15 protein-coding genes and 2 tRNA genes are annotated in these 13,081 nt (G+C 61.2%); 10 read left to right on the forward strand and 7 right to left on the reverse strand.

Going from position 1 to position 13,081, the window contains the following annotated elements:
- From LRP59_RS11585 to LRP59_RS11605, 5 genes are read left to right on the forward strand one after another with little or no spacing between them, the layout of a single operon-like run.
- Complete coding sequence (locus tag LRP59_RS11585; RefSeq protein WP_002513240.1) at positions 1-240, forward strand: MoaD/ThiS family protein; 240 nt, start codon at positions 1-3, stop codon at positions 238-240.
- Positions 241-663, forward strand: coding sequence for a molybdenum cofactor biosynthesis protein MoaE (locus LRP59_RS11590; protein ID WP_002513239.1), 423 nt, complete (start codon positions 241-243; stop codon positions 661-663).
- The gene (gene glp, locus LRP59_RS11595) at positions 633-1,964 is read left to right on the forward strand and encodes a gephyrin-like molybdotransferase Glp (protein ID WP_002521252.1); all 1,332 of its coding nucleotides are present in this window, start codon (positions 633-635) and stop codon (positions 1,962-1,964) included. The genes LRP59_RS11590 and glp (LRP59_RS11595) overlap by 31 nt, the downstream gene beginning before the upstream one ends.
- Positions 1,965-2,008: 44 nt before the next feature.
- Positions 2,009-2,446, forward strand: a complete 438-nt coding sequence (gene moaC / locus LRP59_RS11600) for a cyclic pyranopterin monophosphate synthase MoaC (RefSeq protein WP_002521251.1) — start codon at positions 2,009-2,011, stop codon at positions 2,444-2,446.
- Entirely contained in the window at positions 2,443-3,117 is a 675-nt protein-coding gene (locus LRP59_RS11605) for a molecular chaperone (protein WP_002513236.1), read from the forward strand. Before moaC ends, LRP59_RS11605 begins: the two co-directional genes overlap by 4 nt.
- Before the next feature lie 460 nt (positions 3,118-3,577).
- Here LRP59_RS11605 and LRP59_RS11610 read toward each other — a convergent pair.
- The 4 genes from LRP59_RS11610 to glp (LRP59_RS11625) form a co-directional block, all read right to left on the reverse strand.
- Positions 3,578-3,650: transfer RNA gene (locus tag LRP59_RS11610), tRNA-Ala, on the reverse strand.
- 215 nt (positions 3,651-3,865) lie between these two features.
- The gene (locus tag LRP59_RS11615) at positions 3,866-4,660 is read right to left on the reverse strand and encodes a hypothetical protein (RefSeq protein ID WP_002513235.1); all 795 of its coding nucleotides are present in this window, start codon (positions 4,658-4,660) and stop codon (positions 3,866-3,868) included.
- Between the two features lie 81 nt (positions 4,661-4,741).
- Positions 4,742-5,386, reverse strand: coding sequence for a GNAT family N-acetyltransferase (locus LRP59_RS11620; protein ID WP_002521248.1), 645 nt, complete (start codon positions 5,384-5,386; stop codon positions 4,742-4,744).
- A gap of 67 nt (positions 5,387-5,453) precedes the next feature.
- Positions 5,454-6,761 carry a gephyrin-like molybdotransferase Glp gene (gene glp / locus LRP59_RS11625; RefSeq protein WP_002532931.1) on the reverse strand — a complete coding sequence of 436 codons (1,308 nt, stop codon included), beginning with the start codon at positions 6,759-6,761 and terminating at the stop codon, positions 5,454-5,456.
- 109 nt (positions 6,762-6,870) lie between these two features.
- Between glp (LRP59_RS11625) and LRP59_RS11630 the strand changes: the two genes are divergently transcribed.
- The 4 genes from LRP59_RS11630 (at position 6,871) to mscL (ending at position 9,057) form a co-directional block, all read left to right on the forward strand.
- Entirely contained in the window at positions 6,871-7,458 is a 588-nt protein-coding gene (locus tag LRP59_RS11630) for a 5-formyltetrahydrofolate cyclo-ligase (protein ID WP_002513232.1), read from the forward strand.
- A gap of 77 nt (positions 7,459-7,535) precedes the next feature.
- The gene (locus tag LRP59_RS11635; RefSeq protein WP_002531782.1) at positions 7,536-7,838 is read left to right on the forward strand and encodes an FmdB family zinc ribbon protein; all 303 of its coding nucleotides are present in this window, start codon (positions 7,536-7,538) and stop codon (positions 7,836-7,838) included.
- A 238-nt stretch (positions 7,839-8,076) separates the two neighbouring features.
- A complete protein-coding gene (locus LRP59_RS11640; protein WP_014604372.1) occupies positions 8,077-8,577 on the forward strand; it encodes an SAF domain-containing protein in 501 nt (166 codons plus the stop codon).
- A 111-nt stretch (positions 8,578-8,688) separates the two neighbouring features.
- Positions 8,689-9,057 carry a large conductance mechanosensitive channel protein MscL gene (mscL, locus tag LRP59_RS11645; protein WP_002513230.1) on the forward strand — a complete coding sequence of 123 codons (369 nt, stop codon included), beginning with the start codon at positions 8,689-8,691 and terminating at the stop codon, positions 9,055-9,057.
- Positions 9,058-9,079: 22 nt separating this feature from the next.
- Here the strand turns inward: mscL and LRP59_RS11650 are convergent, their stop codons facing one another.
- Together LRP59_RS11650 and LRP59_RS11655 are read right to left on the reverse strand one after the other, a co-directional pair.
- Entirely contained in the window at positions 9,080-9,451 is a 372-nt protein-coding gene (locus LRP59_RS11650; RefSeq protein WP_002521243.1) for a hypothetical protein, read from the reverse strand.
- On the reverse strand, positions 9,448-10,845 hold the full coding sequence (locus LRP59_RS11655) for a UTP--glucose-1-phosphate uridylyltransferase (RefSeq protein ID WP_002513228.1): 1,398 nt from the start codon (positions 10,843-10,845) through the stop codon (positions 9,448-9,450). The genes LRP59_RS11650 and LRP59_RS11655 overlap by 4 nt, the downstream gene beginning before the upstream one ends.
- 329 nt (positions 10,846-11,174) lie before the next feature.
- Here LRP59_RS11655 and LRP59_RS11660 point away from each other — a divergent pair.
- Positions 11,175-11,247 (forward strand) — tRNA-Arg (locus LRP59_RS11660).
- A gap of 81 nt (positions 11,248-11,328) precedes the next feature.
- Here the strand turns inward: LRP59_RS11660 and LRP59_RS11665 are convergent.
- Positions 11,329-12,945, reverse strand: coding sequence for an MFS transporter (locus LRP59_RS11665; RefSeq protein WP_002513227.1), 1,617 nt, complete (start codon positions 12,943-12,945; stop codon positions 11,329-11,331).
- Positions 12,946-13,081 lie beyond the last annotated feature (136 nt).

Here is a 13,081-nt window from a genome sequence, read left to right on the forward strand (position 1 = left end):
ATGCAAGTGCACTACTACGGCGGCACAGCTGAGGCCGCCGGCACCAGTGAGGAGACGGTGGAGACGCCAACCGGCCTGTCCGTCAATCAGTTACTCGACCACCTTCGTAGCCTGCACCCGGGATTGGGACGATTGCTGGGAGTGTGCACCCTGTTCGTCGACGGATCTGCTGTCCGCGGTGAACAGATCGTGCCCGCAAGAGCCCAGGTCGAGGTCCTTCCACCATTTGCAGGAGGGTGAATGCACGCCAAGATCAGTGACAAGCCACTGAACGTCGCCAAGGTCGTCAGCTTGGTGAGTGACGACCGCAGTGGTGCTGTCGTGACTTTCACCGGAGTGGTTCGCAACCACGATGGCGGCCAGTCCGTTACAGCCATCGACTACAGTGCCCACCCCCATGCCACGCAGATCTTGGCAAACCTAGTCGAGCAGTGCGCCACGCGCGATGGCGTCCACGGCGTAGCTGCCGAGCACCGAATCGGCCACGTGGAGGTCGGCGGAACAGCGATGGTCGTGGCCGTATCAGCAGACCACCGCGGGCAAGCATTCGAGGCGGCCTATGAACTCGTCGACGCCGTTAAGGAAAGCCTGCCGGTGTGGAAATGCCAATGGCTCACTGACGGCTCCCACGAATGGGCTGGGCTGCCCGGGGAGGAGCCGTGAGCAGCTCTCGCTCCAGCGTGCCCGCCACGACGCCAAAGCCAGTGAGCATCGCACGGCACCTGCAACTGGTCTCCTCACTGGCTACCGCACCCAAGACAGTCGAACTACCGCTGGCCGAGTGTCTGGGGCTAGTCAGCGCCGAACCAGTTACCGCCCGACTGACGGTACCGCCGTTCACCAACTCTGCGATGGACGGGTTCGCGGTGCGTCACGCCGACGTGTCCGAGGCCACTGCGCACACCCCTGTCACACTCCCGGTCACCGATGACGTACCCGCCGGATCTCCCGCCCACCGGCCTCTCGACCCCGGAACCGCCCAGCGCATCATGACCGGTGCCCGCTTGCCCGAGAACGCCGACACCGTCATCAAAGTGGAGGACACCGATCATGCCCCCGGAACTGTCGACGCCCCCGCGACAGTGACGATTTTTCGCGCCCCCTCAGCCGGTGCCAATGTGCGACGCCGTGGTGAGGCCCTAGCCACCGGCGCCACGGTGCTGCCTGCCGGGAGAAGACTGACCCCCGAGGCACTGGCCGCTGCAGCCGCAGTAGGTCATGGCAGTCTGCGAGTTCACCCGGCCCCTCGGGTCGGTGTCCTTGCGACAGGTTCGGAGCTCGGCGAGGCTGGTGAACCGCTAGATCGTGGCAAAATCCCCGATTCCAACGGCATCATGTTGGCTGGTCTGGTGCACACACACGGAGGAGTCGTCGAGCAAACCCGCGTACCCGACGACCCGGAACGCCTGCGCGAGCTCGTCCGCTCCTGGCGGGTGGACCTTATTGTCACAGCTGGAGGCATCTCCATGGGGGCCTACGAGGTCGTGCGGCAGGGGCTGCCCGAACTCACCTTCCACCATGTGGCCCAGCAGCCCGGAGGCCCCCAAGGGGCTGGAATGGTGGCCGAGACGCCCGTGCTCGCCCTACCGGGCAACCCGGTCGGGGCCTACGTGAGTTTCCACATATACGTCGCCCCACTGCTGGCACGGTTGCGCGGCCTGTCACCCGATCTAATTGACGCGACACCCGCCGGGGTGACAACACCCATAGACCCGCTGCTGGGACGTCGCCTGCTACGTGCCCGAGCTGGTGCTCCGTGGCGCTCCCCAGCAGCCAAGACTCAGTTCATGCCAGTGTGTTGGAACGGCGAGAATGTCGTGCCGGTGCACGCGCTGGGGTCGAAATCCCACTTAGTAACAAGTCTGCCCCTGGTAGAGGGCCTGGCGGTGGCGGGCCCCGGAATCGATCACGTGGACTCCGGCGACGAGTTGAGCATCCTGCTGACCGGGAGGAGTTATACATGACCTCAAACCCATTCACCCACCTGCGTGGTAACGGATCGGCCCACATGATCGACGTCACGACAAAGACACCCACGGTGCGCGTAGCGACGGCGGAATGCTGCGTGGTGTGCTCCGAGCCGATCATGACTGCGCTGCGCGACGAATCGGTCCCCAAAGGGGACGTCCTCGCCGTGGCCCGCATCGCAGGCATCCAGGCCACCAAGCACACTCCAGACCTCATCCCCCTGGCGCACCGCATCGGTGTGCACGGGGCAGAGGTGGACCTGTGGCTGGAGCCTGACCGGGTGAGGATCCGCGCCACAACCCGTACCACCGATCGCACCGGAGTGGAGATGGAAGCGCTCACCGCTGTGACGGTGGCTGCCCTCACTGTCGCCGACATGGTCAAGGGAGTCGATCGCGGCTTCGCCATCGAGCACGCGGTGATTACTCACAAAGCCGGTGGACGCAACGGCGAGTGGACCAGGAGCGACGACCAATGAGCCCCGACCAGGTGGCAGAACCCGTCACCGGTTCTCTCGACGACGAGCTGGACCAATTTGCGGCAGTGTTCACCATCCTAGGTTCTTTGCACTATCAAGTCCCTGACGCTGATCACCTCCGTGAGTTGCTGCAGATGATCGACGAGTGGCCACTGAGCCGCCCCCGGTCACCCAGCCGGATGAAAGAAGGCCTGCAGATGTGGCGGCTTTCACGCGAAGAGGCGGAGTCTCGACAGGACGTGGTCGCCGACCACGATCGCCTCTACGGTGACTCCGCAGTCGCCCTGGTGCCACCCTACGAATCAGTGCATCGCAACCGGGAGGGGCTGGTCTTCGACGAACACACTCTGCAAGTGCGTGCCGCTTATGCCCGTCTCGGGCTTGCCGCACCTCATCTCCACCGCGAACCTGACGATCACATCGGTCTGGAATTGGAGTTCTTGGCCCAGGGATGTTTACGCGTTTTGGATGCCCGAGAAAACGGTCACGCTGACGAGAGTCACCAGACGCTCGCGATAGTCGCCAATTTCCTACGCACCCACGTGCTCACCTGGGCACCATCGTTCCTGTCACGTGCCAGTGAGCAGGCCCAAACCTCCTTCATGAAGGGGGTTGCCCTACTCACTATCGCTACGCTTGACGAGTTCGACCGGTGTTTAGACAGAGTGTGACGTAGCTCGTCAATAGCAGATTGACACCGAGGTATCGACGGGGTCGGAGACTGGCTGTTTTTAGACGCACAACACGCCTGCCTGCCCTAAGCCGGGCCACGCTACGTAGCGCAGTTGGTGATCCCCAGCGTCCACCCCCGAGTGCTACTGCGTGCCAGCTCTCCACATCAAAAGCCTTGTCAAATTAGCGCTGTGCCGATTTCGCGCCTGCTGCCGAGTAACACCGTAGCCCCCTGACCAACCGCCGTTGCCCACGAATACGCCACGATGACTCCTATACCCATCTCGCCTCGCCGTTAGGTGTCCTCGTCTGATAGCAGGAACCCTTACGCTTTGCACGTCGCGCGACGACCATGCTGGAAAGCTATACCCCTACCGACCTCGTAGCGGCTATTTCTACCACTTCCGGCTACCACGTCCGACTGTTTACGCTTGTCAGCGGCGTTTCACCACCGATCAGTGGAGCATAGGGGATTCGAACCCCTGACCTTCTCATTGCGAACGAGACGCGCTACCAACTGCGCCAATGCCCCAACAACGCGGCTACGCTACCACACCCGGGCAACCTGCGTCATGCTACGAATCATTCGGCGTAGGCCTCGTTAACTTCGAAGCCCTGACGATCGACCTCCACACAACGATGCCGATAACCCCGCCGGCCACCACCTGGGCAACACACAGGCTCTGCCCAGGGCGACATGGGCAACACAACTGTCATTATGCCAATCCCATGTCGTCAGAACTCGGTTCAGGCCGACGCAACTCCGACGATCCCCGAGGGACCCTCGTGGGCCTCCGCAACATGCTCACCGTCAGACCGCTCAACCGGCTTCTCGGCAACGACAGGAGTGTCGACCTGACCGGGAACCGGTCCTGGAGCGGACAGGTCAATAGTGCGGACCGTCCGAGCACCCAGCGGCGTCGAAACATAGGTCGGAGCAGTGACGACGACGTCGTCCCACAGTGAACCTTCCGGAGCTGTCACTGGGCGGTCGAGGTCGATCGTCCAGGAGGTGGGCTCGTCCTCGGCGCGAAAGGGTTCCGTACCCACCTCCAACGCCACCGTATCCTCGTCCCATCCCTTATCGATGAGCGCGTACCTGCGATCGAAACGCTTGGCCATGGCCACCACAGACCAGCGGGCAAGGGCAAAGAAGCCCACCAACAACAGTGCGAAGATGGCCACCAGCCACCACGGCGTCACGTCAGTAATAGCAAGCACCATCGACAGCACCGTCAGCCCCAACAACACCAACATCGTCGTCATCCGGCGTCGGGCGGCTACCGCCCATGAACGCCTCAGTTCCCAACGTGCATAAGACCTTGTGTATGGGGTAGACAGCTCCATCTGAGGGTTTTCGTCGGTGTCGTGAGGAGTGACTGTGCAAGAGCCCCGGGACACCACGCTCATGGTGTCCGGAAAATCCTTGTGTTTGTCGTCAGTAACCTCGTGGGACCGTCGTCGATTGACGACCATGGGGACGAGGTAGGCGATCCACCCTACGAGAACGATGGCGATGAGGACAGCTTGGAGGGCTTGCACAAACGATACGCTACGGGGATGCTTCGGCGTGTCGCGGGGATCACACCCGGAGTGTCGGAAAACGAATCACAGCGATGTGGTTCAGCCTTCGTCCTCCCCCACCGCAGCCCCGGGAAGAAGGTGGGTAACCAGGTAGTTGCGCAGCACTCCGTCGGGATAATCGTCAGCTAATAAGCGGAACACACGATGGTCGCGCCACTGGCCGTCGATATGTAAGTATGCCGGCCGCATCCCCTCCTCTGCCAGGCCAAGCTTTTCGACGACGCGCAAACTCTTCGTATTCTCTGGCCGCACGCAAATCTCGACGCGGTGCAATCCCATGACCTGGAAGACGTAATCGCACGCCAACGCCACCGCGGTCGGTGCAACCCCCCTACCGGCGTAGGCGGAAGCCACCCAATAGCCCATTGAGCACGACATCGCAGATCCAAACGAGATCGACGACACCGTCAATTGTCCGATAAGAGGCGTAGTGTCTCGGTTGAGGGCAGGATGATCGGGCCAACCATCGTCCCACCCAATCGCCCACGGCAAAGATGTGCCTTGTTTGGCACGCCGGCGATTTCGGGTAATCATCATGCGGTAGCCGCCAACCCGCTCATGAGAGCCAGGAGGCTTGGTGGCCTCCCATGGACCGAGCCAGTCCCAATCGAGCTCCCGTGTCGTCGTCCACCTCACCTCGTCGGCACGCCGCATCGGGCGCAGCACCACCCCGCCAGCCTGCATAGTCACTGGCCAGTGGCGATGCCGCGGCATTGACACTCCCCACGGCACACGAAACGAGGCCACGACATCACCCCAGTCGCCAGCAGGTCAGCGGCATGCCAGTGGGAACTGGCTCATCCCCCGCCCCGACAACAGCGATGGCATCGGCCATCGACAAATCGACAACGTGGGTGACGTCGCCCATTCCTGCTCGCGATAGCACCGGGCGGCCACCCACCCGCGCTAGACGTACCGGGACGAACGTGGTGGATTCCGGATGCCGCGCAATCGGTCGATCTGTCTCAGCCTTGAGTTTCTCGGCCGGCGGAAGCCCCGACAATTTGCGCAGCAAAGGCTGCACAAAAGCCATGAAGGAGACCAGAGCTGGCCCAGGCCCGACCGGCAGGACGATGAGAGGGACCAAACCGGGATCTATCAGGGCAAACACTTGATTTGCGCCCGGCTCCATCGCCACCCTGGCGAAGTCAGTGCCTCCCATCGGTGGCAACACCGATGACACGGGGTCCTGCTGACCGACAACTATCCGGTCGCTCGTGGCGATCACGAGGTCAGCCCCACGTCCAGCATTCGCCAGCAATCGCGTCAACTCACTGTCACTGGAGGTGTTGGTGGAGACGACAGTGACATTGACATCGAGTGCTCGGGTAGCAGACTCGATGGCTGCAGCAGTGGCATCAAGAGAGGCAATGTCATCGGCACCATTGGTCCGCGCCTTCCGCTCAATCTCCGCACGCTGGTCCTCATCAGCGCGCACCGCAACAATGATGACCTTGGGGCGCGGACGGACGAACACCTCGTCGATTCCGGCCGAAGCGAGCACTGAAATGATACCTGGGTGCAGGATCGTCCCGTTACGTACCAGAACCTCGCCGCGGCCGTAATCCGAGCCCGCGAGTCGGGCACCGGCCCATCTCTTCACCGGAGAAAACAACACAATGTCGCCGTCGGCATTGAGCAGATCCGGTGGTAGGACGCAGTCGGTCCCCTCAGGAAGCAGCGATCCAGCCATGACCCGCACAGCAGTACCGGGGATTACCGGGCTAGGTGGGCGTCGATCCACCTGGATCTCAACGGCACCGGGACGTCCGGTCATTCGAGTCGACGCCGAGTCGAGGGCGTAGCCATCAATGACCGCCGTCGTCACGACTGGAACGTCATGGGGCGCATGGACGTCCTCACAAGCAGCCAGACCGACGGCTCTCGGCACCTCTACGGCTACTGGTGGGACGGCCTGCACCAAGCTGCATAGGTAGTCACGATGATCATCGACAGACCGACGACCTGACATATCTGTCTCCGGCGCTCCTGGTAGGCCGAGGGGCTCCGCTTCGGGTTCGGGGGCCTCGACTTGCTTCTTCCTGTGGAACAACGCCATAGCATCACCCTAGAGGGCGTTCTGCCGTCTGCCTGGCAGCGACTCGGCTAGGGCGTAGCATGAGGCAGTGACGACAGACCATGTTCCGTCAGATAGGAGACCCGCCGGAGTGGATCCTCGAATCGGCAAGGAGGAGTTACGACGTCGCTGCCTGGCTCATCGTGCCGCATTGGATCACCGAACGCGGATGAGCCGCGACGATCGGCGCACTGAACATGCTATGAGCCGGTTGCTATGGGCTCACAAGGTCGCCCTTTACCTCTCTCGTGGTGATGAACCCGACACCGTGGATCTCGCCGACACTCTCATCATGATGGGCAAGAAGGTACTGGCACCCGTTCTGACTGACGGTCATGGTCGCTCCCTCCATGAACCGGCCTGGGCGTGGTACGACAGCAAGAACGTACGGACTGGTCTGTGGCAAATCCCCGAACCGATAGCCCCTATTCTCCCTGCCTCGGCGATCGACCAGGTCGAGGTGGTGCTGTGCTCGGCGCTCTTCGTCGATCGATCCGGATACCGCGTCGGGGTGGGCGGTGGTTGGTACGACCGCGTCCTCGCCCACCGGGCCGATGACGTTCCAGTGTGGGCGGTTGTCAATGACGACGAGATCCTCGACGAGGTGCCCCACGACCCATGGGACGAGCCCGTCACGGCGGCTCTTACCCCCAGTGGACTGCACATGCTAGGCCAGTAAGTGGTCCGGGATTTCCTGGTACCCGGTAACACGCCTATCATTCGACAGGCGCCCGATACCGCCAGAACGAGGAGACCATGCCCACCTACCAATACCAATGCAATGACTGCGGCCGTGACCTCGAGGTTGTGCAAAGGTTCAGCGACCCGTCGTTGACTATCTGCCCGTCCTGCGAGGGCGATCTGCGCAAGGTCTTCAGCGCAGTCGGGGTGGTTTTCAAGGGTTCAGGATTCTACTCCACCGACAATCACACCAAGGGCGCATCAAAGGCAGCCACCGGGGATAACTCTTCGCCAACGGCCTCAGAGTCCTCGACGAAGTCTGAACCGGCCTCGTCCTCATCTTCCTCGACAGCGAAGGCCTCCGAGAGCGCATCCTGACATGAGCTTGGCTCAAGCACGTCAAAATTGCCCTGTGGATAACTGAAAAATCTGCTCTCCCCTGCCGATAACTGTGGGTGTGAGACTGACAGCGAAGAACTCCCAGGATCCCCGACGCCTAAGCCGTACCCATAAACCTCCTGCGCGGCGGCGTGTGCACGTCATGGTGGCCCGTCACCGACGCGGGTTAGCCGCACTTCTCGCGGCCCTCGCAGTGCTTCTAGTAGCATCCCCAGGAGTGGCAACCTCGTCATCTGGACGTGAGGTTATCGTCGCCGCGCACACCATTGAGGGCGGTCGCGTCATCCAACGCTCTGACCTTCACACCGTCCGGATCGATCCTGGTGTTCTCCCCCACGAGACGGCCACTCTTGCGCAAGTGGAAGGCCGCCAAGCATCGGTACGGATCAGCGAGGGAACGATTTTGACGTCCTCAGCGGTGCTCTCCGGGTCCTCCGTAGGGTCTGGAAAAGCACTCGTCGGCATTCACTTGGCCGACTCATCAATGGTCGGAATGTTGCAGGTAGGCCAGCAGGTATCGGTTGTCTCTCCTAGCGAGGACGGAACTCCGCACGTCCTGACGCGCGGCGCCATCATTCGGAGCCTGCCTACCAGCGGGGGCGGACTCATCCAAGGCTCTCCGTCAACGGAGCTCGTCGTTGTGTCCACCGGATCGGCCGATGCCGCAGCGATCGCGGTAGCGGGCCAGGGACAGCCTTTGGGATTGGTGGTGGAGTGAGTGTGCAGCTCACCAGACACAGCGAAGAGTATTAGCGAGGCCTTCCCAGTACCGTTACGGTTTTAGCAGGCCCGACGCTTGCGGGCAGCACATCAACCCGAAGGGAGCCCTATGAAGGGATTCAAGGATTTTCTGATGCGCGGTAATCTTATTGAACTCGCCGTCGCATTCATCCTTGGCGGCGCATTTTCCACCGTCGTCAAATCGTTTACGACAATCATCATGGATTTGATCGGCAAGCTGGGCGGCACCCCGAACTTCTCTGGCTGGGTTCCAGGCGGGGTCCACGCCGGTGCCTTCATCACCGACGTCATATCCTTCTTCGTCATGTCCTTCGTCATTTATTTCGGGCTCATTAAGCCCATCGAGCTGGCTACGGAGAAGCTCAAGCGCACCAAGGACGAACCGGTGACTGCCCCCACCACCGCCGACCTACTCATCGAGATTCGCGACGAACTGCGTTCCCGTCCGGTCAAGTGAGGACACGCCAGAGCTGTCAGACTCAATGCAATAGGCTGTGCGGTGGACGCTCGGCTAACAGACGAGCTTCGTCTGGCCCAATGACCACCGCGCCCCGGTGGACCGTAGCAGTTAAGCCATCTAGCCCAGCGATCCGACGCGCCTGGGCTAGTACCGCTCCATAGCGAGCGAACTCCAGGCCTGGGGACAAATCGTCGGGAATCGGGCCGGGCCACGATCGCCCGGCTTGCTGGAATTCGGCGCGCCTGTTCGCCAGCCGGTTCGCCGGCCACCCTTCCTCAGCCAGCCACTCCACGACGTCGACGGCCTGCCATCCTGGGTTGTCAGGAGCGGTAAGTCGCTGTCCGGTCAAGACCGCGGCCACCGCCTCCCAACATTGTTGATCCGGTGTCACTTTTTCGCGCCAGGGACTTCGCCAGTGAGCACAGTCCCGTCCGGAATCGTCTGAGGCTTCTCAGTATCCAGGGAAATATCCCCCGCAACGACAACCTCCGAACCAAAGGTCCAGTCTCCCTTGACCTTCAGCGAGGTGGCGCGACGCAGCGATGGCGGCTCAGGGATGCGATCGTCGAAATCACCAATCTTTTTGTAAAAATCCTTGTCAAGATCGACTGCGCAGGTCATGTCGGTGGTCTTGACGAGGTGGTCGAAATCATCGAGGTCATAGACATCAGACCGAAGCAGCAGCAACTCGTTGGTCGTCTTGACCGGCAAGAACCGGGACCGATCAACACAGATACAGGTAGCGCCTTCAAAGACCTCGATAGCGCCCCCCATAGCGGACTCAATCTGGATGACAGGAGTCGATGAGGAATCCTTCGGGTCGACCGTCTTCTCGTTGCGAATAATTTGCAGGCCCATCACGCCGTGTCGCTCGTCCAGCACCTTCTTGAGGGCTTCAAGGTCAAACCACAGATTGTTGGTGTGGAAGAAGGGGTGACGATGCTCGTCGGTGAAGTAATCCATCTCCTCCTCTGCTGTCTGTGCCGTATCGCGCAGGATGAGCTGATCATCAGACTTACGAATGGCCAGGTGGCCACCCTTCTTGTCGTTAATAGTGCGACGGCACAACTCGGCAGCGTAGGGAGCACCTGACGCCGCAAACCAGCCGGTGAGACGACCGTCCGGAACGGCACCAAGATTGTCACCGTTGGATACCGAGGCGTATTGGTATCCAGCCTCGAGCAGATGGTCGAGGACGCCGGATCCAAGCAGGGCGGTGTAGAGGTCGCCGTGGCCCGGAGGGCACCACTCGAGGGAGGGATTCTTCGGCCACTCAACCGGGGCGAGGGTCTCAGCGTCGAGTTTAGGCTCCTGATCCTGCAGGAAGTCGAGCTCTAGGCTGTCGACAGCCAAGTCCGGATATTTCTCGAGGGCCTTGAGGGTGTCCTCGCGGGTATTGAAGGAATTCATGAACATCAGCGGCAGTCGAGCGCCGAAAGCTTTGCGGGCCGAGAGCACCTGGGTGGCGATGATGTCGAGGAAGGACTTGCCATCACGCACCTCGAGCAGTGACTTAGCTCGGTCGAGGCCCATTGAGGTTCCAAGCCCCCCGTTGAGCTTGATGATGACAGTCTTGTCGAGGGCCTCAGCAGCCTGCTCCTCGCTGACTTCAACGTCGTCGAGCATTGGCGGATCAGTGAGCGGGGAGATGGTGTCCTCGCGGATGAGTCCGGTATCGCCGGTCTCAAGTTGGTGGTAGTAGGAGGTGAAGACCTCGATGGCGACAGGATCGACACCTGCCTCGGTCATCTTTTGGCGTGCAGCCGCAAGTCCCTCTTCACTCATCCTGGCTCCCTTGCGTGTTAACGAACGTCGTCATTCTACCGAGAAGAGCCCACTGGCAGGCCAGAGCACACCACGACGTCATCGGTGCGCCAGGTTGCCAGGACCACGAGCTCGTCGGCTGGTCAAGATAACCTGCCCAGCCCGGCGCGAGTTAAGACGAGCTAGTCCGGATAACCCGCCATGCTTTGCTCAATAAGATTGCGGCGAACCAGCTGAGTTGGCGCCAGGTACGACGGGACCGTCGACAACCTGGTTTTACGACACTATGGGGTCTGAGGTTGGTCCAGGTGGCCCTGCCGGACTACTCTAGTAGGGCCCTTTATGGGCATGGCCCCGTAGCTCAGGGGATAGAGCAGTGGTTTCCTAAACCATGTGTCGTAGGTTCGAATCCTATCGGGGCCGCAGTACAAACCGCTTCCGACAGGGGGCAACACTCCCCGATCGCGGTTGCCGGGGCGGATCGAGATTATCTTGGGCCGCCCCTTAGGCGTAGCGCTGCCTCATTTCGACCTCGATCTCCTCCAGTGAGCGTCCCTTGGTCTCCGGCATGACCTTAACGAGGACCAACGCGATCACGAGGTTTACCAGGCCATAAGTCAGGTAAGTTCCCGCACCGCCGAGCCCCGCCAGCATGGCCGGGAAGGTCCAGGTGATCGTCGCATTAGCCAGCCACCCACAAAACACCGCAGCACCGTTCATCGCCCCGCGCATCCGGGTCGGGAACATCTCACCAAGCATGGTCCACACCACTGTGCCGTTAGTGGACTGCACGATAAGCATGAAGATACTCATCAGGACGAGCACGAGAATAGGCGCCCACTTCAGTACCCCTTGACCCACATGAGGAGCAATTTCCAGCCCGAAAGTAGCCGCAATACCAAGGAGACACACACCGACCGCCGTGACATCGAAGATAAGCAGGTGACGACGATCAAACCGTTCGATGAGCCACAAGCCTGCAGCGGCACCAATAACAGACATGACGCCATTAGCCACCTGAGAAATAATCGAGGCCTGGGTGCTCATTCCTGCGAACTCCAACACCTTGGGCGCGTAATACATGACGGTATTGACGCCGGTGGTTTGGTTAACTGCAGCAAGGAAAATCCCGACCAGCAGGAGGCGACGCGTCCAGCGTGACTCCATGACGACCGCCCACTGCTGACGGTGACTGAGCCTGCCGCCCTCGCCGTTGAGTTTAACCATCTCAGTGACCTCGTCGACGATGGGTTCATCAACCCCTTCGACGCGCACCTGTTTGAGGCATGCGATGGTCTCCCGGAGCTGACCGTGGCTTAGATGCCAACGAGCCGACTCGGGCATCTTCCTCATACCGATCCACAGCGCGATGGCGGGCAGAGTGCATACCACGAGCATCCAGCGCCATGCTCCACCGGACCCGGCGGATACCGACAGCTGAGTAAGGAAGGCATGAAAAGCCTCGTCGGTCATCGCTCCCCCGTGGGAGGTCGTCATGGCCTGCAAAGTGTCCCAGGAATAAGTTCCCGGAGACAGTCGTCCCGTCGGATCCGCAGTTACCATCAAGCTGGGTCCCCCATGAGCCGCTGAGATGGCGGCATTGACGGAGAAAGCCAGCAGCTGACCAAAGACGATCATGAATTGGTCAAGCGCCACGATCCGCCCACGCATCCGCTTGGGTGAGGTCTCCGACAAGTAGACCGGCACTGTCGCCGAGGCCGCTCCCACGGCGAATCCGAGCACCACTCGGAAGGGGTACATCACCCACACGCTGGGGGCACCGGCAGTTCCCAAAGCTCCCGCAACAAAGAGGACAGCCAAAGTCAGGAGGTTATGACGCCGACCCCAGCGGTCGCTCATCATCCCGCCTATAAGGCCGCCGAAAGCAGCGCCAAGGGTTAAGGTGCCACCGATGGCACCTTCATGTCCCACCGTCAGGGCCAGGCCGCCAGCGCCATGAGGCAGATACATGAACGGCAAGGCGCCGGAAATGACTCCGGTGTCGTAGCCGAAAAGAAGTGAACCCAGGGTAGCGACTGCGGCCACTACACCCATACGGCGCTTCGGGCCGGCCGGCTGCGTTGTCACAACGAGCTCGGCCACCTCGATTCTCGATGTCACGGACAACTCCTAGGAACGGCCTGGTCGACCTGCACACCACTGCGCTCGGCACCACGACCCGCCCTATCGTCGTCTCATGAGATATGACGAAGCACGGGCCGACAGCAGGACGCTACCACCTGCCGCCGGCCCTGAG

Source organism: Cutibacterium sp. 37298, from assembly GCF_023838685.1.
Taxonomy (GTDB): Bacteria; Actinomycetota; Actinomycetes; order Propionibacteriales; family Propionibacteriaceae; genus Cutibacterium; species Cutibacterium acnes.